The organism is Rhodoblastus acidophilus (assembly GCF_009720655.1).
GTDB classification, from domain to species: domain Bacteria; phylum Pseudomonadota; class Alphaproteobacteria; order Rhizobiales; family Beijerinckiaceae; genus Rhodoblastus; species Rhodoblastus acidophilus_A.
In genome coordinates this window covers 246139-263801 of record NZ_WNKS01000002.1, presented here as the reverse complement: position 1 = coordinate 263801, position 17663 = coordinate 246139, and the positions used below count along the sequence as shown (strand labels likewise).

11 protein-coding genes are annotated in these 17663 nt (G+C 65.4%); 3 read left to right on the top strand and 8 right to left on the bottom strand.

Features of this window, described 5'->3' with window-relative positions; all coding sequences use genetic code 11:
- Positions 1 to 49: 49 nt before the first annotated feature.
- Positions 50 to 1069: a ferrochelatase gene (hemH, locus tag GJ654_RS03560; RefSeq protein ID WP_155444727.1), complete on the top strand. Its 1020-nt coding sequence runs from the start codon at positions 50 to 52 to the stop codon at positions 1067 to 1069.
- Complete coding sequence (cutA, locus tag GJ654_RS03555; RefSeq protein ID WP_155444726.1) at positions 1060 to 1380, top strand: divalent-cation tolerance protein CutA; 321 nt, start codon at positions 1060 to 1062, stop codon at positions 1378 to 1380. Before hemH ends, cutA begins: the two co-directional genes overlap by 10 nt.
- A 400-nt stretch (positions 1381 to 1780) precedes the next feature.
- Here the strand turns inward: cutA and galE are convergent, their stop codons facing one another.
- Positions 1781 to 2770, bottom strand: coding sequence for a UDP-glucose 4-epimerase GalE (gene galE / locus GJ654_RS03550; RefSeq protein ID WP_155444725.1), 990 nt, complete (start codon positions 2768 to 2770; stop codon positions 1781 to 1783).
- Between the two features lie 187 nt (positions 2771 to 2957).
- Here galE and GJ654_RS03545 point away from each other — a divergent pair, with 187 nt between their 5' ends.
- Positions 2958 to 3842, top strand: coding sequence for a UTP--glucose-1-phosphate uridylyltransferase (locus GJ654_RS03545; protein ID WP_155444724.1), 885 nt, complete (start codon positions 2958 to 2960; stop codon positions 3840 to 3842).
- Here the strand turns inward: GJ654_RS03545 and GJ654_RS03540 are convergent, their stop codons facing one another.
- The 7 genes from GJ654_RS03540 to GJ654_RS03510 form a co-directional block, all read right to left on the bottom strand.
- Complete coding sequence (locus GJ654_RS03540; RefSeq protein ID WP_155444723.1) at positions 3843 to 5228, bottom strand: methyl-accepting chemotaxis protein; 1386 nt, start codon at positions 5226 to 5228, stop codon at positions 3843 to 3845.
- A gap of 74 nt (positions 5229 to 5302) precedes the next feature.
- Positions 5303 to 6919, bottom strand: coding sequence for an outer membrane beta-barrel protein (locus tag GJ654_RS03535; RefSeq protein ID WP_196305426.1), 1617 nt, complete (start codon positions 6917 to 6919; stop codon positions 5303 to 5305).
- Between the two features lie 75 nt (positions 6920 to 6994).
- Complete coding sequence (gene addA / locus GJ654_RS03530; protein ID WP_155444721.1) at positions 6995 to 9829, bottom strand: double-strand break repair helicase AddA; 2835 nt, start codon at positions 9827 to 9829, stop codon at positions 6995 to 6997.
- Positions 9826 to 12903 (bottom strand): double-strand break repair protein AddB, encoded by a 3078-nt coding sequence (gene addB, locus GJ654_RS03525; protein ID WP_155444720.1) that lies wholly within the window; start codon positions 12901 to 12903, stop codon positions 9826 to 9828. Before addB ends, addA begins: the two co-directional genes overlap by 4 nt.
- Positions 12879 to 13631 (bottom strand): nucleotidyltransferase family protein, encoded by a 753-nt coding sequence (locus GJ654_RS03520; RefSeq protein WP_155444719.1) that lies wholly within the window; start codon positions 13629 to 13631, stop codon positions 12879 to 12881. Before GJ654_RS03520 ends, addB begins: the two co-directional genes overlap by 25 nt.
- A 1-nt stretch (position 13632) precedes the next feature.
- Positions 13633 to 15159 carry a tRNA (adenosine(37)-N6)-threonylcarbamoyltransferase complex ATPase subunit type 1 TsaE gene (tsaE, locus tag GJ654_RS03515; RefSeq protein ID WP_155444718.1) on the bottom strand — a complete coding sequence of 509 codons (1527 nt, stop codon included), beginning with the start codon at positions 15157 to 15159 and terminating at the stop codon, positions 13633 to 13635.
- Positions 15156 to 17657, bottom strand: coding sequence for a PAS domain-containing sensor histidine kinase (locus GJ654_RS03510; protein ID WP_155444717.1), 2502 nt, complete (start codon positions 17655 to 17657; stop codon positions 15156 to 15158). The genes tsaE and GJ654_RS03510 overlap by 4 nt, the downstream gene beginning before the upstream one ends.
- Positions 17658 to 17663 lie beyond the last annotated feature (6 nt).

Genomic DNA, 17663 nt, shown 5'->3' with positions numbered 1-17663 from the left:
CCGCGCACCTTTATCGGAATAACAATAGACGAGTTTTCGCAACTTAGCCATGATCCCTTCGACACACCATCCGCCCCCCTACGGCAAGATCGGCGTCCTCCTGGTCAACCTCGGCACGCCCGAGGCGACGACCTATTGGCCGATGCGGCGCTATCTCGCGGAATTCCTGTCGGACCGGCGGGTGATCGAGACCTCGCCCTGGCTCTGGTTGCCGATCCTCCACCTGATGGTTCTGCCGAAGCGTTCCACGCAAAAAGGCAAGGATTACGAGGCGATCTGGAACCATGAGCGCGACGAGGGTCCGCTGAAGACGGTCACCCGTTCGCAAACCGAAAAACTCGCGGCGCGACTTTCCGACGCAGGCGACAGAATCATCATCGTCGATTGGGCTATGCGCTACGGCAAGCCTGCGATCGCCGACAAAATTCTGGACTTGCAGGCGCAGGGCTGCGACCGGCTGCTGGTGGTCCCGCTCTATCCGCAATATTGCGCCGCCACTTTCGCCACGGTCGCCGACAAGACGTTCGACGCCCTCAAGCAGATGCGCTGGCAGCCGACGCTGCGCATCGCCGCGCCGTTCTACGAGCGTTCCATCTATATCGACGCGCTCTCGTCAACCTTGCGCAAAAAGCTGACGGAATTGCCGTTCACGCCCGACCGCATTGTCGTGTCCTGGCACGGCATCCCCAAGGATTATTCCGAGCGCGGCGATCCCTATTATTGCCATTGCGCCAAGACCACCCGCCTGCTCGGCGAAGCGACCGGCCTGACCGACAAGATGGTCATGACCTTTCAGTCGCGGTTCGGCCCGAAGGAATGGCTGCAGCCCTACACGCTGGAGACGGTCGAAAGCCTGCCGGCGGAAGGCGCGAAGAATGTGCTGGTGATCGCCCCCGGTTTCTTCGCGGACTGCCTGGAGACGCTGGAGGAGCTGGGGGTCGAAAACCGCCACGCGTTCCTGGACGCCGGCGGCGAAAACTTCGCGCTGGTTCCCTGCCTGAACGATGGCCCCGAGGCCATCGACCTGCTGGAGGACATTGTTCGGGCGGAGACGGGCGGATGGATTTAGCCTTCTGCGTCGTTCAGACCACGATCGATGACGAGGCCAGGGCTCACCAAATGGCCGCCGCGCTGGTGACGCAAAATCTCGCCGCCTGCGTGCAAGTGGCGGAGGTGACCAGCCATTACGTCTGGAAGGGCGCGGCGGCGCGGGACAAAGAGTTTTTGCTGGCCGCCAAGGCGCGGCGCGCCGATTTCGACGCCATTGCCGCGGCGATCCGCGCGCTGCACACGTACGAACTGCCGGAGATCATCGCCACGCCCGTCTTGGCGGGCGATCCCGCCTATCTGGACTGGCTGCGGCGCGAGACGGAGCGCTGATGATGCGCGCGAAAATCCTGCTGGCGATGCTTTGCGCCTGACCAGCCTGGGCTTTGGGCTGCCCCGTGAAGGAACACGGGCCCGATTACATTGACAACGCCAATCGCGCGATCAAGGCCGCGCGGGGGTGCGAGCAAGGCGCCGAAATCGCCGAGGCCCGCGGCTTCGGCGGGTCGGCCGACCTGGACACCGCCCCTGCCGCCGAACGCGCGCGCGGGCTGGATTCTTGCAAAAGCTGAGCGCCGCGGACAAGCAGGTCTATAACGCCCTGCAAGCCAAGTGCGACATCAAATACAAGGGCATGGACGGTACAAGGTGCGTCAACGCCCACGCCTTTTGACTGTTTGGCGTGGCGCGTCTCTCCTCCTCGCTCTACCGTCCAGCCGAGGATTGAACCGGATCAGCCCGCCTTTTCGGCCAATAGCTTCTTCTCCCAGGCCAGGGCCTGGCGCACGATTTCCTCCAGGTCGTCGTGGACGGGTGTCCAGCCCAGCACCGATTTGGCCCGGGCGTTGTCGGCGACAATCGCCGCGGGATCGCCCGGCCGGCGCCCCGAAATTTTGACCGGAAAATCGACGCCCGAGACTTTTTTGACCGTCTCGATCACTTCCTTCACCGAATAGCCGCGCTTGTAGCCGCAATTACAGGTGAGATTGTCGCCGCCAGCGCGCAGATGTTTGAGCGCGTCCATGTGGGCGCGGGCGAGGTCGGTGACCTGGATGTAGTCGCGCAGACACGTCCCGTCAGGGGTCGGATAGTCCGTGCCAAACATCTCCATGCCTTTGCGCATGCCCAGCGCGGCCTGCACCGCCACCTTGATCAGGTGGGTGGCGTTGGGGAAGGACTGGCCCGTGCGCCCCTTCGGATCGGCGCCGGCGACGTTGAAATAGCGCAGCACCACATATTTGAGCTCATGGGCGGCGGCGGTGTCGGCCAGCATCCATTCGACCATCAGTTTCGAGCGGCCATAGGGCGAAACCGGCTTGAGCGTTTCGTCCTCGGTGACCGGATTTTGCTCCGGGTCGCCATAGACGGCGGCGGTGGACGAAAAGATGAAATGTTTCACGCCGCTGTCCACCGCACAGGCCAGCAGGCTGCGCGCGGAGGCCGTGTTGTTGAGGTAATAGCCGAGCGGATCGGACACCGATTCGGGCACGACGATTTTCGCCGCGAAATGGATGATGGCGTCGACGCCCCGGCTGGCGAGCAGTTCCTTGACCAGGGCGGCGTCGCCGAATTCGCCGACCACCAATTCGGCGTCCGGGTGCACGGCCTCGCGGCGGCCGGTCGACAGATTGTCGAGCACGACCACCTTCTCGCCGGCTTCCACCAGCTCCAAAACCATGTGCGAACCGATATAGCCGGCGCCGCCGGTAACGAGGACGGTCATGTGAAATCCTGTGCCAATGCGACGAGAAGTCGCGGGAATTGCGCCGATTTAGCCCAGTCCGCTCCTGAACGGAAGAGGATAGACTAAAGCGGCAGGCGGGCTGGCGCCGCAATCTCCTTAACGCGGCCCCAGTTGCGGTGCTATGAGCGTAGCCGAATTCAGCTTCATCACCTGAGATGGACGATCCATGAAGAAAATTCGTAAAGCCGTATTTCCCGTCGCCGGTCTCGGCACCCGCGTCCTGCCCGCGACCAAGACCGTGCCCAAGGAGATGCTGACCGTCGTGGATCGCCCGGTGCTCCAGCATTGCGTCGAAGAGGCGCGCGAGGCCGGCATCGAGCATTTCATCTTCGTCACCGGCCGCAACAAGGCGGTGATCGAGGACCATTTCGATATCGCATACGAGCTCGAGGACACGCTCCAGCGCCGCAACAAGCTGAAGGAGCTCGAGGGCCTGAAGTCGGACCTGCCGGCGGCGGGCGCCACCAGCTTCACCCGCCAGCAGTCGCCGCTCGGTCTCGGCCATGCGGTGTGGTGCGCGCGCGACATCGTCGGCGACGAACCTTTCGCCGTGCTGCTGCCCGACATGATCACCCTGCCCGGCGCCAGCGGCAAGCGGTGCCTGCAACAATGCGTCGACACCTATGACGCCCATGGCGGCAATGTCATCGCGGTCGAAACCGTGCCGAACGACCAGACCCATCAATATGGCGTGGTCGCCCGAGGCCAGGAGTTTGGCCAGGCGTTCGAAATCACCGGCATGGTGGAAAAGCCGCCGCAGGGAACCGCGCCGTCGAACTTCATCATTTCCGGCCGCTATATCTTGGAGCCGGAAATTTTTGACTTGCTCGGCAAGGGTCAGAAGGGCGCCGGCGGCGAAATCCAGCTCACCGATTCCATGATCGAACTGGCCAAGGCGCAGAAATTCTTCGGTCATCATTTCGACGGCAAGACCTATGACACCGGCTCCAAGGTCGGGTTCCTGGCGGCCAACGTCGCCTTCGCCCTGGCGCGGCCGGACATCGAGCCGGAGTTCAGGGCCGAGCTGAAAAAGATCGTCGGGACGATCTGATTAACGGCTGAGCAACTGATCCAGGAGGCGGACGACCTCGGCCGAGGCCGCCTCCATTTTTTCCACTTCCGCGAAGGCGCCGGCGCGGTCGCCCCGCGCAAAAAGCTCGGCCGCGCGCCGGCCGTGGACGTGAACGGCCTCATGCGGCCGCTCCAGCGCGGCAAAGGCCGGATGCCGCTTGACCGAGGGCTCGACCGGCCCGTCACGCCACTTGCCAAGCCGGCAGGAGTGGTGGTCGACCAGTTCCGAGGCCTCAAGCTTCGAGACGCCCGCGAGCATTTCATTCAAATGCTTCTTCCACAGCATGTGATCGGATTTGGCGCGATGCAGCACGTAGTCGCGCGGCTTTCTTGTGTCGAACTCGGCGAGTTGCGCCTCGATCAGTTTGTCCGACGCCTTGCAGGCGGCGACGGCGGTGTTGGAATGCGCGACGGTCTTGTCGAGCTGCCGCGAAATTTTCGAGGCGGTCGTCGCGAGCTGCGATGTCGTCGCCGTTTGTTCGCCGAGGATGCGAAAAAGTTCGTCCATCCGGTCCGCGTTGGATTCGCGCGCCGCTTCGGCCGCCGACATTTTGGAATGGGCTTCGGCGTTGACTCCCCGGCATTGCTCCATCGCCGCTTCTGCGTCCACAACGCAGGCGCCGAGTCCCTCGGTGTCGCCGCGCAAGCGCTCGATGCGCCGGCGAATGTCGTCGGTCGCCTTTGCCGTCTGACCGGAAAGCGCCTTCACCTCCTGCGCCACCACAGCAAAGCCTCGGCCGCTTTCGCCGGCGCGCGCCGCCTCGATGGTGGCGTTGAGCGCCAGCATGTTGGTCTGCGAGGCGATGGCCTCGATATTGCCGACGATTCCGGTGATTTGCGCGGTCGCCTCGGTAAGCGCGGCGGCGCGCGCGGCGAGTTTTTTCAGCGCTTCTCCGATCTGCTCCACGGAGGCGGTTGAGGCGCCGACGGCTTCGGCGCCTTCGCGCACGAGCTTCGCGCTCTCCAGCATCACGGTCCTGGTCTGGCCGCCGACCGCGTCCAGGTTTTTCATGGAGCCGTCCAGGCGTCCCAGCGCCGAGGACATGTCCTGCACCAGCGCATCGATCTCGCGCACTTCGACCGTGGTGCGTGAGAACGCCGCCATGGCCTCGCTGGCCTGGGTCGAGAGCCCCACGGTTTGCTTCAAGCCCGTTTCGTCGCGCGCCTGGAGGGCCTCGAAAAGGGCCAGCAGCGCCGTCCCCACCGGATCGGGAAGAGAGCCTTCGGGTCCGAGTCCGGCGCGCAGCCTGTAAATGGCTTCGGCGATGGGCCTGAGCAGGTCTTGTTGCGCTTGCGCGCTGTCGGGTTCGCTCTTGTTGGCGATGATGACCTGTTCGGTCCGCTTCGGCTTCAGGAGGTTCAACATGGCGGGAGCTCTTTCCGCGCGGGCGTGGCGTCGCGCAGTCTAGCCGCGTTAACCTTGCCTAAACCTTTCTGGATTCAACGCTGAAGCCTCAGGCCGACCATGATGATGTTGGCGGTGTAGTCGCTGCCGGGCTGGTTGGAGTCCAGCCGCTGATGCGTGAACGAGCCCTTGATCACGACGGAGCGCGTGAGACTGTATTCCGCGAGGAGACCGCTCTGATAGGTGGTCTGGATGAGGTTGACCCCCTCGTACCGCGACGTCGTGAAGCCGCCCATTGCGGTCAGCGTCACATTGCGCATCAGATCATGAGCGACCTGGAGATTGACGGCATGCGTGAGGGCGCCGGGCGAGAGGGGGATGGTGGTCTCGTCCATCGTGGTCGTTCCGCGCAGGGTCACCCTGGTCAGAGGCGTCGCCGTCCACAGCAGCGAGGAGTCGAGCAGAGGGCCGCGCAGCGGGATCAGAAGGGGATCGCGGTAATTGCGCTGGCCATAGCCGACGCTGACGACGCCCGTCAGCAGCCGCGTGATTTCGAAAGTCGAGCCGGCCCGCGCCTGGACGCCGGTGGAATCGCGCCAGAACGCGCCGTCGTGGAGGCGCGTGTCGACATTCGCCTCGACGAAGGGTTTGACGCCCGGAGTCAGCTCGTAGGAGGCGCGCCCGCCCACGCCATAGGCGTCGTAGGAATAGGCCGACAGGTTCTGCGTGAAGCCGTCGGTGAAATAGGCGTCCTGCCAGTAATCCCGCTCGACGGAGCCGCGCAGGGTCAGTTCGAGCCGGTTGAAGGTTTTTGAGACGCCGAGCCCGCCGCCAAGGATGGCGATGATCGGGCGGTTCTTCAGCTGGCCGGCGTTGATGATGTTCGGCGAGTTCGCGCCTTGCGTGCTCACGCTGTATAGGCCGTCCACATTGATCTTCAGGTCGCGGGCGACGTCGAGGCGGAGCAGAAACCCGCCCGCGCCATCCGGCGCGTCGGAATAATGCGCGTTGAAATAGTCGTTGTAGCCGAGGCGCAACCGGCCGGTGAAGCTGTGGTTGCTCCAGTCGGACTCCGCCGCGACGCCCATTTCCTGGCGCGTGAAGGCCGAAGGGGTCGCGATCCGGTTCGGCGTGCCGCCAGGGTTGTCGTTGTAGCCGATATCGCTCTCGAAATAGGGCTTGACCCGCAGCAGGCCGACATCGATCCCGATCGGCGCATAGGGTTTGTCCTCGACCTTGGGGCGGGTCCTGACCGGGATCAGCGGCGGCGCCGCGGTGGTCGGCGAGGGCGCGATGTAATCCGCGTCACCCGGCGCCGGGAGATGGTCCAGCTTCGCCGCCCGCCGCGCCTCGGCGGAGGTCGGATAGGGAACGAGCGGACGCAAGGCCGGGGTGGGCATTTTCCTTGGCGGCTTCTGGCCCGGCTTTCTGGTAACGGGCTTGCCGTAGTTCGCGGCGCCAGACCGCAGATCCATCGCGTCTTGCGCGGATAGGCCGCCGAGGTCGCCGCCCGGCGGGGTGCTTGCGCCGTCAAAGGACGTGGAATCGCCATCGCCGAGCCTGAGCGCGTCGTTGACCGCCGGCTGGCGCGATCCGGGCGTCGGCAGTTGACCGAATTCCTGCGCGCAGGCGGTCCAGATCGGCGCGAGCGCGAGCAGCGCCGTCAGCGACAGCGCGGACCGACGAACGCATCGACGCGGCAAACTCGACACCTGAACCTCGCTAGAGCGGCGCGCGATCACGCCCTCTCTAGCGTTAGGCATTTATGGTTAACAAAGGGATAGCGCTCAAGCTTGCGGGGCGCGAGGCGGACGGGTAAGCCAGTCCGGAAGTTCGGTTTTTTCGGCCGGACCGGCGGCTTCGGTTTTTTCGAACGGCGCGTCGGACGGGTCGTCTGCGAAACGCAGAATGGTTTCGTCCGGGCTCCAGGGCGCAGGGGCGGTCCTGGCGTTTGCGCCCAGGGCCTGCTCCAGCATGAGGCGCCAGCTTTCGGGCTGAAGCTCGGTCTTGCCGCGATGGCCGCCGATGTAGACGCGCTCCTCGGCCCTGGTCATGGCGACATAGAGCAGCCGCCGGTATTCCTGCAATCCCGCTTCCTTCTTGTCCGCCCTGAGGGCGGCGACCCCAGCGCAATCAAGCTCCTTTCGCGGCGACCAGACCGGCAGAGGACCGGAGCCCGTGTCTAGCAGGAAGATCGGAAAATCCAGGCGGGTCGTCGGCGTCGCGCAGACGTCGGGCAGAAAGACGATTCTGCTTTCCAGCCCCTTGGCCGCGTGGATGGTCATCACCCGGACCTGACCGGCGCCGGTGTCGAGATCCCGCTTGATCGTTCCCTCCGACGACTCCACCTCGGCGACGAAATTGCGCAGGTTCGGCGTGGTCTTGCCCTCATGCTGGAGGGCGAGGTTAAGGAATTCGTCGAGGACGTCGCCGGCCTCCGGGCCGAGGCGGGCGAGGATGGCGCGCCGCGCGCCCATCGGCCCCAGCAATCTCGCGAAGAAATCGAAGGGGGTGAGCTCGCGCGCCATGCGGCCGAGCCGGTCCAGCGTCGCGCAGGCGGCCTGGTGTTGGAAACGCTCGGATGCTTGCAGGGCCTGGATCAGGGCGCCTTCGCGGTTGGGCGCCAAAGCGATCAGGTCGTCGTCGTCGAGGGCGAACACCGGACTTTTGAGGATCGTCGCGAGCGTGAGGTCATCCTCCGGCAACAGGGCGGCGCGCGCGATCGCCAGGAGGTCCATGACGGCGATATGGTCGGCCAGCGCCAGACGGTCCGAGCCCGCTGTCGGAACGCCTTTTTCCTTCAAGGCGCGGATCATCGCCTCGAAAAACGCGTCGCGCCGCCGCACCAGGATCATGATGTCGTCGGGCCGGATGGCGCGACGCCCGGGCCCGGTTCCGATCGGTTCGCCGTCGCGCAGCCAGCCGGCGATGACGCTGGCGATGCGCCGGGCGGACGCAACCGCCGGATCGGTCTCGTCGCGATAATCGAGCGGCAGGCGCCAGTCGCGGCTGGGTTCGGTCTCCGAGGGCGCGATCACGTCCCAGAGTTCGACGACCGCGGGCTGCTCGCGCTTCCAGGCTTCGTGAACGGTCTTGACATGGTCTTGCCCGCCGTAAAGGCCCCGGCTCCTCTCGGGGGACGCAAAAATTTCATCGACGGCGGCCAGCACGCCCGGCGAGGAGCGGAAGGACAGGTGCAACTCGACCGATTCGAACTCCCCGTCCGCCTCGCGAATTTTTTGGGCGAACATGCGCCGCTTGGTTGAAAACAGCTCCGGCTGCGCGCCCTGGAAAGAAAAAATGGATTGCTTTTCGTCGCCGACGACGAACAGGGTGCGGACTTGCTGGGCCTGGCCTTCGCCGGCAAAAAAATCCGCCGAAATGCGCTCGACGATCTCCCATTGCGACGCCGAGGTGTCCTGGGCTTCGTCCAGCAGAATGTGGTCGATGCCGCCGTCGAGTTTTTTGAGCAGCCATGCGGCAGAGGACCGGGTCAGCAGGGTCGACGTGCGCTCGATCATGTCGTCGAAGTCGATGCATTGGCGCATCGACTTATAGTGTTCGTAGCGATCCGCGACGGCGTTGACGACCACGCTCAACGCCAGCGTTCGCTCGCAGACGCGCACGGCGGCCAGCCGGTCCCACAAAAGCATCAGGCGGCTTTGCTCGGCCTCCAGCGACTCCAGCATGTCGGGCCGGGCGGTCGCAAGCGGTTTGGTCAGAAGTTTGGCCGGCCCGCCATCGCTCTTTAAATAGATCGACGCCAGCCTCTCGCTGGCCGCCTCAAGATCGCCCGTCCGCCAATGTTCTTGCGCGGCGCGAAAGGCTGCGGCGTATTTCTTGTCGGTGGCCGAACCCGTGCTCATGAACTCGGCCACCTTCGGCCAGTCCTCGGGCGGCAGGTCTCCCGTTCCGATGGCGCGCAGGACCGAGTCGACCGTGTCCTGCGCGCCGGCGCCCAGCGCCGTGCGAAGGCGCTGGTGCGCGGCTTCGGCCTTCAGTTCACGAAAGGCGGCGCGCTTTTCGAGGGCGCTGCCGATGGTCTTTTCGAAGTCCACGCCGCCGTCGCGGGCGACGATGTCCAGGGCGGACCGAAGCGCAGCATTTTCGGCGGCCGCCTGCAAGACATCGGCGCGCGCGCGCTCGAGCAGTTCGGTCTTCTGCTGGTCTTCCAGCACCGAAAAATTCGCGGGAACGTTGGCCTCGAAGGGCGCGATGTGCAGAAGCCGCTCGCAAAACGCGTGAATGGTGAGGGTTTTGAGGCCGCCGGGCGATTCCAGCGCGCGGGCGAACAGGGTGCGCGCAGCCGCAAGATCTTTCGGACTGTCGGGGCGTTTTTCTCCGGTCGCCGCGATGGCGTCGCCGAGTTCGGCGTCCGAAAACGTCGCCCAGTTCGCCAGCGTGCGGAATACGCGCTCCGACATGTTGGTCGCCGCCGCTTTCGTAAATGTCAGGCAGAGGATGCGGTCGGGTCGCCCCCCCTGAAGCAGCAGACGGACGACGCGCTGCGCCAGCACGTGGGTCTTTCCGGAGCCGGCGTTGGCGGCGACCCAGGCCGATTTTTTCGGGTCCGAGGCGCGGGTCTGGTCGAACCGCGTCTTTTCCGGAATGGGCGGCTTCATGCGTCCTCCGCTTCGTTGGCGCCGACGATGGACCACTCGCGTGTGCGCGCCAGATGATCGTAATCGTTGTAGCGGGAGGCGAATTGCGGGAAGGGACGGGCGGGATAGCCGCGCCTGGGATCGCGAAAATCGTTGAGGAGCTTTTGCAGTTCTTGAAAATGCTCCTCCGCAAGCTCTTGAAACGTGAGTTTTTCGCGGGCGCGCGGGCCCGGCTTGATTTCGCTGACCGCGCTCTTTGGCGCGCCGCCGAGCGGAATGTAAAAGCCTGAGGTCACGGGACCGGGTTTTATGCGCCTAAGACCGCCGCGCGCGATCATCGCGGCTTCCAGGGTCAGTTGCGGCGAAAAGCCGGCGCTGATTTGCGAAAAGCTCGGGACCGCGCCGGTCTTGAAATCGCAAACGTCCATGGCGCCGTCGAGCAGAAGCTCGATGCGGTCCGCCCGGCAGGTCAGCAGGAAGTCGGAACCGTCCCGCAACGGAATCGAGAGCGCGCCGCCTTCCTCGATGAAGAGTTTTTTCAGCGCCGGACGATGGTCGGCCTCGAAGGCGAGATAGAGATCGATCCCCTTTTGCAGGCGCGGCCAGCGAAACGTCTGGAATTCGGGATCGCTGGCGAGGGCGCCGAGATGGCGATGCAAGAGGTCGAGAATCGTTTCGCGCGCGTTTTCCGGCAGGGGGCCGTGTGGGTGGGCGCGGCAGAATTCTTCCAGAACGGCATGGACGGCGACGCCGATCTCGCGCGCGCCGGCTTCTTCCTCCAGAGGCGGCAGCGGCTCCAGGCGCAGGATGTGCTGGGCGTAGATCGAATAAGGGTCGCGGCGCAGCGTTTCGATCTTGGTGACCGAAAGCGATTTTGGCCTCAGATCCACGGCCGGCTTGGGGTCGGGCCGTTTCAAGGGCGCGACCGGCTCCGATTGGTCCAGGCGACGGGCGAAATCGAGCCAGCGCGCGCCGCGATCACGAAAATCGTCAAAAATCTCCGCGCCGGCCAGCGCCTCCATGCGTTGCAGGAAGCGCGAGGGAATGGTGGGGGCGCCGCCGCGTTTCCGGGCGCGGGTGATGATCACCTCTTGCGCTCCGAGCGCCTGACAGAAATCATGCGCCGTCTGTCCGATCCGTCGATCGATGGACGAGAGACCGAGCTTTTCGCGCATCGGGCGGCTCAACAGGGAACTGCTGGGCGCCTCCGGCGGCCAGACGGTTTCGTCGAGGCCCGCCAGGACAACGCGCGTCGCGCCGAACAGGCGCGCCTCCAGCAGTCCCAGAATTTTCAGGCGTGGATGCCCGCTCTCGGCGCCGCGCAACATGCGCTCCGCGATCAGGGCGTCGAAAAAGGTCGTATAGGCCTCGAGATCGAAGACGTAACGCGCGCTGGCCGCGCCGGACAATTCGTCGAACAGGGCGGCGAGGGCCTCGCCGTCCTCGCCGGTGGGAAACGTTTCCGAGCCTGTTGCGAGGCCAATCGCCTGGCGATGCGCGTCGAGCCAGCGGCTGAGCGGGTGGCGGCCCGTCAGGGATTGAAGTGGCGCGGCGACGGCGTCGAGCCGGTCGGCGAAATCTTCCAGTTGGAGCCATTGCTCCTCGGAAATCGCTTTTTGCCGGGGATGCGCGTCGCGCCGTAGCGTGGCCTCGCGCGCCCGGTCGACTTCCGGACGCCAGCGCCCCGTGAAGCGTGCGCCTGAGCGCAGGACGCCGATCTCGAACAGATTCGAAAACTCCGGCGCTTGCGACTCAAGGCCAAATGTCGCCAGCGGGTGGCCGAGCAAGGCGGCCCAGGACGTCGCGTCCACAACCTTCAGGAGGAGGCTCGCCAAAGTCCCGGCCTGCGTCAGGCCGAGGGGGACGCCGCCGGTGTCGTCGATCTCGACGTCCCACCGCAGCATTTCCGCGCGCACGCGCCTTGCGAGGGCGCGGTCGGGCGTGACCAGGGCGGTGATGCGCGTCTCGTCTTCGAGCGCCTCGCGCAGGCAGACGGCGATGGCGAGCGCTTCCTCGCGTTCGTTCGCGGCTTCAATGACGCAAATGTCTTCCAGCGCGGCGCGGAGGTCGGCCGGGTCTTGAAGGGAGCGCCAATGGCGCCAAAGGTCAGTGCTTTCGGCCGGCCGAAAACTTTCGGAGATGAATTCCTGGCGCTTTGACAGTTTGGTGGAGGGGGCCCCGAGCGGCGCGACGTCGTCCCTGTCGATGCCAATGCCGGCGATCAGCCGCGCCAGAAACGCCTGCGGATGCGTTGGTTTTGACACCACCGCATCGCGCAAGGCGGCGAAGGAGGGGGCGTCGAGATGCGTGTCGAGGCCGGGGAGGACGACGGCGCCTCGCTTGGCGCGGGCAATGGCCGCGAGCAATTGCGCCGTGCTGATGTTGGAGCCCGTCGAGCCCAGGGCGATCACGGGATGGTCGGCATTCGCAACCGTTTCGACGGCGCGCTTGATCGATTCCTTCTGGCGCGTCGCGGGATCGACGAGATGGCGCTCCTGCTGGATCGCCGGCCACGCTTCGACGGCGATGTTGAGGAAGTGGAGCGTGAGCCGCCAGTACTCGTCGAAATCGAGGTTGAGCGCGTCGAGGTTTTTCCAGGCGACGTCTTCGATAATCATCTCGTCGATCAGGCGCGCCAGTTCCCCCGAAAGGCGCCAGGCGTCGACGGGATGCGTTCCCACCAGCAGCGGTTCCGGGGCGTGGCGGATCGCGCCGTCGCGGTCGATGGAGACGATCGCCTGTTTGAGCCGCGCCGACCACGCGAGGATCAGTTCGCCCAGGATCATGCGGCGTTCGAGTTCGCCGGCCGCGCGCGGGCTGTCGAAAAAATCGCCCGCGGAGAGTGCGGAGCCGTCGTCCTCCAGGGCGCCGAGCGGCTGGATCGCTGGCAGGAAGCGCGAACCGCGGTTCTGTCGCTTCAACTCCACGGCCAAAGCCTGCGCGGCGCGCTGCGTGGGCACAAAAATCCGGCATTGCGCGAGGTCGCGCGGGGACGATTGGCTCAGGCCGGGGATCACGCGCCCGTCAAAAAGGGCCGCAACAAAAGTCTCCAGGAACGGGCAGCCCGGCGCTATGTTGAATACGCGGGGGGGCATGTCGGCTCCTCCGATCGCGACGCGAAGGCCGCATCGGCCCTTTCGATCATGTCGGTTGTGCCGACATGCAACCAGCGCCCTTGCAGGACCAGCCCGTGGAGTTTTCCGCGCGCGGCGGCGTCGAAGAAGAACGGGGCCAATCGCAACGGCTCGACCGCCCGGTTCTCGAACAGCGCGGATTTGATGACGCCAACCCCGGCATAGGTGTAGGGCGCCTCCTCGCCCGGAGCGGGCCGGGACAGCGCGCCGGACGCGTCCATGTCGAAATCGCCGCGGCCTTCGACTCCAAAACTTTCGGCTCGGTTGGCGAGCAGCAGCAGCACGTCCATCTTGTCGCCGTCCCAATGGTCGCGCAGCCGCGCGACTTGCGACGAAGACGAATCGATCCACAGCGCGTCGGTGTTGCAGATGAAGAAGGGCTTGCCCTCGAATTCCGGCAGAACCTTGATGATCCCGCCCGCCTGATCGAGCAGAAGCGCCCGCTCGTCCGAGATTTTTATGGAGGGGGCGCGCCGCTTCGCCGTCGCGGCTTCGATCTGGTCCGCGAGCCAATGCGCGTTGACGATGGCTTTCGTCACCCCGCCCTCGGCCAGACGATCGAGCATATGGTCGAGCATGGTCTTGCCGCCGACCTGAACCAGGGGTTTGGGCAAGGTCAGGGTCAACGGCCGCATGCGCGTTCCCAGCCCGGCGGCGAACACAAAAGCCTTTTCGGGACGCGAGGTCATGTCAAACCTCCGGGGCCACGAGTTTCGGCAGATTTTGTTCGAACCAGTCCTTGAGGTCGCGCAGCGCGGGGTGCCTCAGATTCTTGTTGAGGTAGCCGATCACGCGCGGCAGATGTTTGAGATACGCCGGCTTGTCGTCGCGGCGGTCGAGGCGCGCGAAAATGCCGATGATCTTGCTCGCCCTTTGCGCGCCCATCACCGCATAGGAGGCGGCGAACGCGGCCATGTCGAACTCCGGGGAGGTTCGTTTGCGCGCCAGCGCGTAGCCGCCGAGAAGCTTCAGTTCGAGTTCGTCGGAAATGTCCACGCGGGCGTCCTGCGCCAGAGAGACCACATCGTAGGCGGCGGGTCCGAGCACGCAATCCTGGAAATCCAGCAGGCCGACGCGGCGCAAGCCTGGCCGATTTTCAAGCCAGAGCAGATTGGGCGAATGATAGTCGCGCAGGCACCAGGTCTTTTTCTCCGCCAGCGACGGGGCGAGAGCCGCGCGCCAGGCGTTTTCGAGCTTCGCGCGGGCGCCGGAGGCGAAGCTGACCCCCGCGATGTGCGGCGCGTACCAGTCGAGAAGCAGCTCGGTTTCGGTCAGCAGCGCGTCCACGTCATAGGTGGGGATGGCGTATTGCCCCTCGCCGAGCGGAAGGGTTTCGGGCAGATCGCGGTTGTGGAGGAAAGCCAGGACGTTGGCCGCTTCGAGATAGCGATCCGCGATGGGGCCCGCGTCATTGACGACTCCCGTGCGGCCGAAATCTTCGAGCACGGCAAAACCCTGCTCGAGATCGGCGGCATGGATTGTCGGCGCGGAGAGGCCCAGCGCCCGCAGCCCCTCGTCCACCGCCACGAAGGGACCGATATTTTCCGCCAGATGCACCAGCGCGCTGTAGGACTTGCCGTTCTTGATCACCGGGCCGTCGGGGCGTGGCGGGGAGATCATCAATATGGTCGTTTCGCCGTTGGGCCGGCGAAGCAGATCGTAGGCGCGGCTGGAAGCGTCGCCTTGCAGCCGCGTGCGTTCCGCGTGACGCCAGCCCGAGCGCTCCAGGACCGATTTGGCGCCGCGCGCCTGGGCGAGACGCGCGGCCATGGTCCCATGGCCGCGAATGTCCGCGCGCCGGAAGGCGGGGTCGCGGCTCGCGTCCGTGGCGAGTGCGATGTCGAGCCGATCCGTCGCCAGTTCGCCGCCCGCGCGCTCCGCCCATTCGACAATGACCAGCGCGCCCTCCGAGGCTTCGGTCCAGCCGAGTTCGACCAGTTCACCGGGATCGCGCACGCGGTAGAGATCCGCGTGGACGACGGGAAAACGCGGGGTGTCGTAGAGCTGCATCAAGGTGAAAGTGGGGCTGGGGGTTTCCAGTTCGGGATCGTCCGCCAGCCGCCGCAACAGCGCGCGCGCGAAGGTCGTCTTGCCCGCGCCGAGATCGCCGGAGAGGGTGACGAGGTCGCCGGCCCTGACGAATTCGGCGATGTCGTCGGCCAGCGCGCGGGTCGCGGCTTCATCCGGCAATTCGATGCGCCAAACCGGATCAATCATGCCTGCGCCTCTGCTTTGACGTTCGCTTCAGGGCATCCGGGATCACGGACGCCCCTCGTAGGGAAAATGCAGGTCACCACCGTCCCCTCTCCTGGCGCGGAATCGATCAGGACCCGCCCGCCATGCAGTTCCACAAAGGCGCGCACGATCGAAAGGCCGAGTCCGACGCCGCGATGGCGCGAATTCAGCGTGTGGCTTTCGAAGCGGTTGAACACCTTGTCGAGAATTTCGGGCGGGATGCCGCGTCCGCTGTCCGAGACCTTGAACACCAGATCGTCGGCGCGTCGGAACGCGGCCAGGGTCACGGTCTGGCCGGGCTCGGAAAAGCCGATGGCGTTCGACAGCAGATTGAACAGAATCTGGCGCATGCGTTTTCCATCGGCGCGGAAGGCGCCTATGTCATTCGGCATCACCAGCGACAGCTCGACCTGCGATTCGACCAGCCGATCCTGCACACCCTCGGCGGCTTCGCCAATGGTCTTGGCGATATCCACGTCTTCGATGCGCAATTCCATGGAGTCGCGGTCGATGGTCGCGAGGTCGAGAATGTCGTTGATGATCGCCAGCAGCGCCGCCGAGGATTTGAGCACGTAGTCCGTGTACTCGCGCTGTTTGTCGTTCAGCGGGCCGACCGAGGAATCGCCGAGAAGCTGGATGAAGCCGATGATGTTCGTCAGCGGCGAGCGCAATTCGTAGGACACGTGGTGGACGAAATCGTCGCGCAACCGTTCCGCCGCGACCAGGGCCTGATTGCGTTCGGTCAGGGCGCGCTCGACATTCACCCCGTCGGTGACGTCGATGAAGGTGAGCAGCGTGCCGCCGTCCGGCAGCGGCGCGGCGGCGCAATCGACGATGGAGCCGTCGGCGCGCGGCATGCGCCGCCCGAAACCCATGCGCGCGGCGTGAAGCCCGGTGACCACAGAGCGCAGATCGCTCCAGGCGGCGTCATCCGGCCCCAGCGCGCGACAGCCTTCCGCGATCACGTCGATATGCGGCTTTTCCTTCAACTGGCTGAGCGGCAGGCGCCACATGCGCCCGAACGCCGGATTGTAAAGCTTTAAGCGGCCGTCCGCGCCGAACACGGCGACGCCTTCCTGCAAGGCGTCCAGCGTCTCGGTCTGCACCCGCGCCAAGGCGTTGTATTGGGATTCCAGCGTGAACCGCTCGGTCACGTCGTCGAACAGATAGGTCAGGCCGCCCTGGGGATTCGGGTCGAAACCGACGCGGATCGTGCGTCCGTCCGGCAAATGCCAGGTCTGCGGCGCCGGGTCGAGGCTGTGATAGAGCCCGTGCAGGCTGTTGCGCCAGCTGCGGAAATCGGGCTGTTCCGGCAGCCGCCGCGCTGCGCGCAGACGCTCCAGGATTTCGGAATCGCTCGGCTTCTGTTCCAAAAAGCTCTGGTCGAGGCTCCAGAGTTGCCGGTAGGCGGCGTTGGCGAACACCAGGGTCTTGCTGCGGTCGAAAATGGCGACGGCGGTGGCGATCTGGTCGAGCGTGCGGATGTGGGAATCCATTTGCCGCGCATGATCGGCGCGCAGCGCCTCCAGTTCGGACAGGTCATGGGCGATGCCGCCGGACCCCAGGGGAAACGCGGCGTCGAAGACTTCCATGAGCTTGCGTTCGCCGGCCACAACCAGATTTCGACGCCCGCGGAAAACCTCGCCGGAGGCGCGGGCGCGCGCCGACTGCTCGCGGGACTGGCTGTCGAGAATTTCAAGGTTTCTCGCCACGACGTCCTGGCGATCCTTCGCCTCGACCGCACGGACATAGGCCTCGTTGACCCAGGCGATCGCGCCATCGGCGCTGCGGGTCCAGACGGGCTGCGCGGAGGCGTCGAGCAGGGCATGGAGGGTTTCGAGCTGGCCGGATTGCTCCGCATGGACCGCGCGCAAGCGCATCAGCTCCAGCCGGTCCCCCGAAACATCGCGCACGCGCAAAACCGCGCGGCTGCCGATCGCCCGTCCCTCGGCTTCCAGATGCCGCCCGGCGTTGCTGACGAGATCGAGGCGAAATCCCTGACCGCGTTCGCGCAGGCGCGCGACATGCGCCTCCATCGCGCTCGCCTGGTCGGGCGACAGCCAGGTGTTGAACCCCAGGATGCGGCGCGGCAGCGGCGCTTCGAGCGCAAGCCCGATATCGCCCTCGATCTCGGGATCGTTGGACGGGCCGCCCCAGACAATGACGAATTGCGAGTCCGAGGCGCTGAAGGAGCGGGCGCGGTCGGCCTGCTGGCGAAGGGCTTCGACCTCCGCCTCCAACTCCAGCTCACGCTTGCGCCAGGCTTGCCGGCCCGTGAGATGGAACAGGATGGTGATGGCGGAGAAAATCACCAGACCGACGCCGGCGGTGATGCGGATCACCCCATGCGCCTCTTCCGCTTGGGCGAAATTCAGCAGCGACTCGGCCCGAGCGGCCGAGCAGGGGAGGAGGGTTGCAATTCCAAGCGCCTGCGCGAGCGCGCCTTTCAGCGGAGTCGGACGGCTTTTCCGCTTCGACATGGACCC

Bases quoted from the DNA above. Each gene is read 5' to 3' on its own strand.
- addB (WP_155444720.1), bottom strand. From the start codon at position 12,903: ATGCCCCCCCGCGTATTCAACATAGCGCCGGGCTGCCCGTTCCTGGAG.
- GJ654_RS03540 (WP_155444723.1), bottom strand. From the start codon at position 5,228: ATGTTGAACCTCCTGAAGCCGAAGCGGACCGAACAGGTCATCATCGCC.
- addA (WP_155444721.1), bottom strand. From the start codon at position 9,829: ATGAAGCCGCCCATTCCGGAAAAGACGCGGTTCGACCAGACCCGCGCC.
- GJ654_RS03510 (WP_155444717.1), bottom strand. From the start codon at position 17,657: ATGTCGAAGCGGAAAAGCCGTCCGACTCCGCTGAAAGGCGCGCTCGCG.
- GJ654_RS03520 (WP_155444719.1), bottom strand. From the start codon at position 13,631: ATGACCTCGCGTCCCGAAAAGGCTTTTGTGTTCGCCGCCGGGCTGGGA.
- hemH (WP_155444727.1), top strand. From the start codon at position 50: ATGATCCCTTCGACACACCATCCGCCCCCCTACGGCAAGATCGGCGTC.
- GJ654_RS03545 (WP_155444724.1), top strand. From the start codon at position 2,958: ATGAAGAAAATTCGTAAAGCCGTATTTCCCGTCGCCGGTCTCGGCACC.
- tsaE (WP_155444718.1), bottom strand. From the start codon at position 15,159: ATGATTGATCCGGTTTGGCGCATCGAATTGCCGGATGAAGCCGCGACC.
- galE (WP_155444725.1), bottom strand. From the start codon at position 2,770: ATGACCGTCCTCGTTACCGGCGGCGCCGGCTATATCGGTTCGCACATG.
- cutA (WP_155444726.1), top strand. From the start codon at position 1,060: ATGGATTTAGCCTTCTGCGTCGTTCAGACCACGATCGATGACGAGGCC.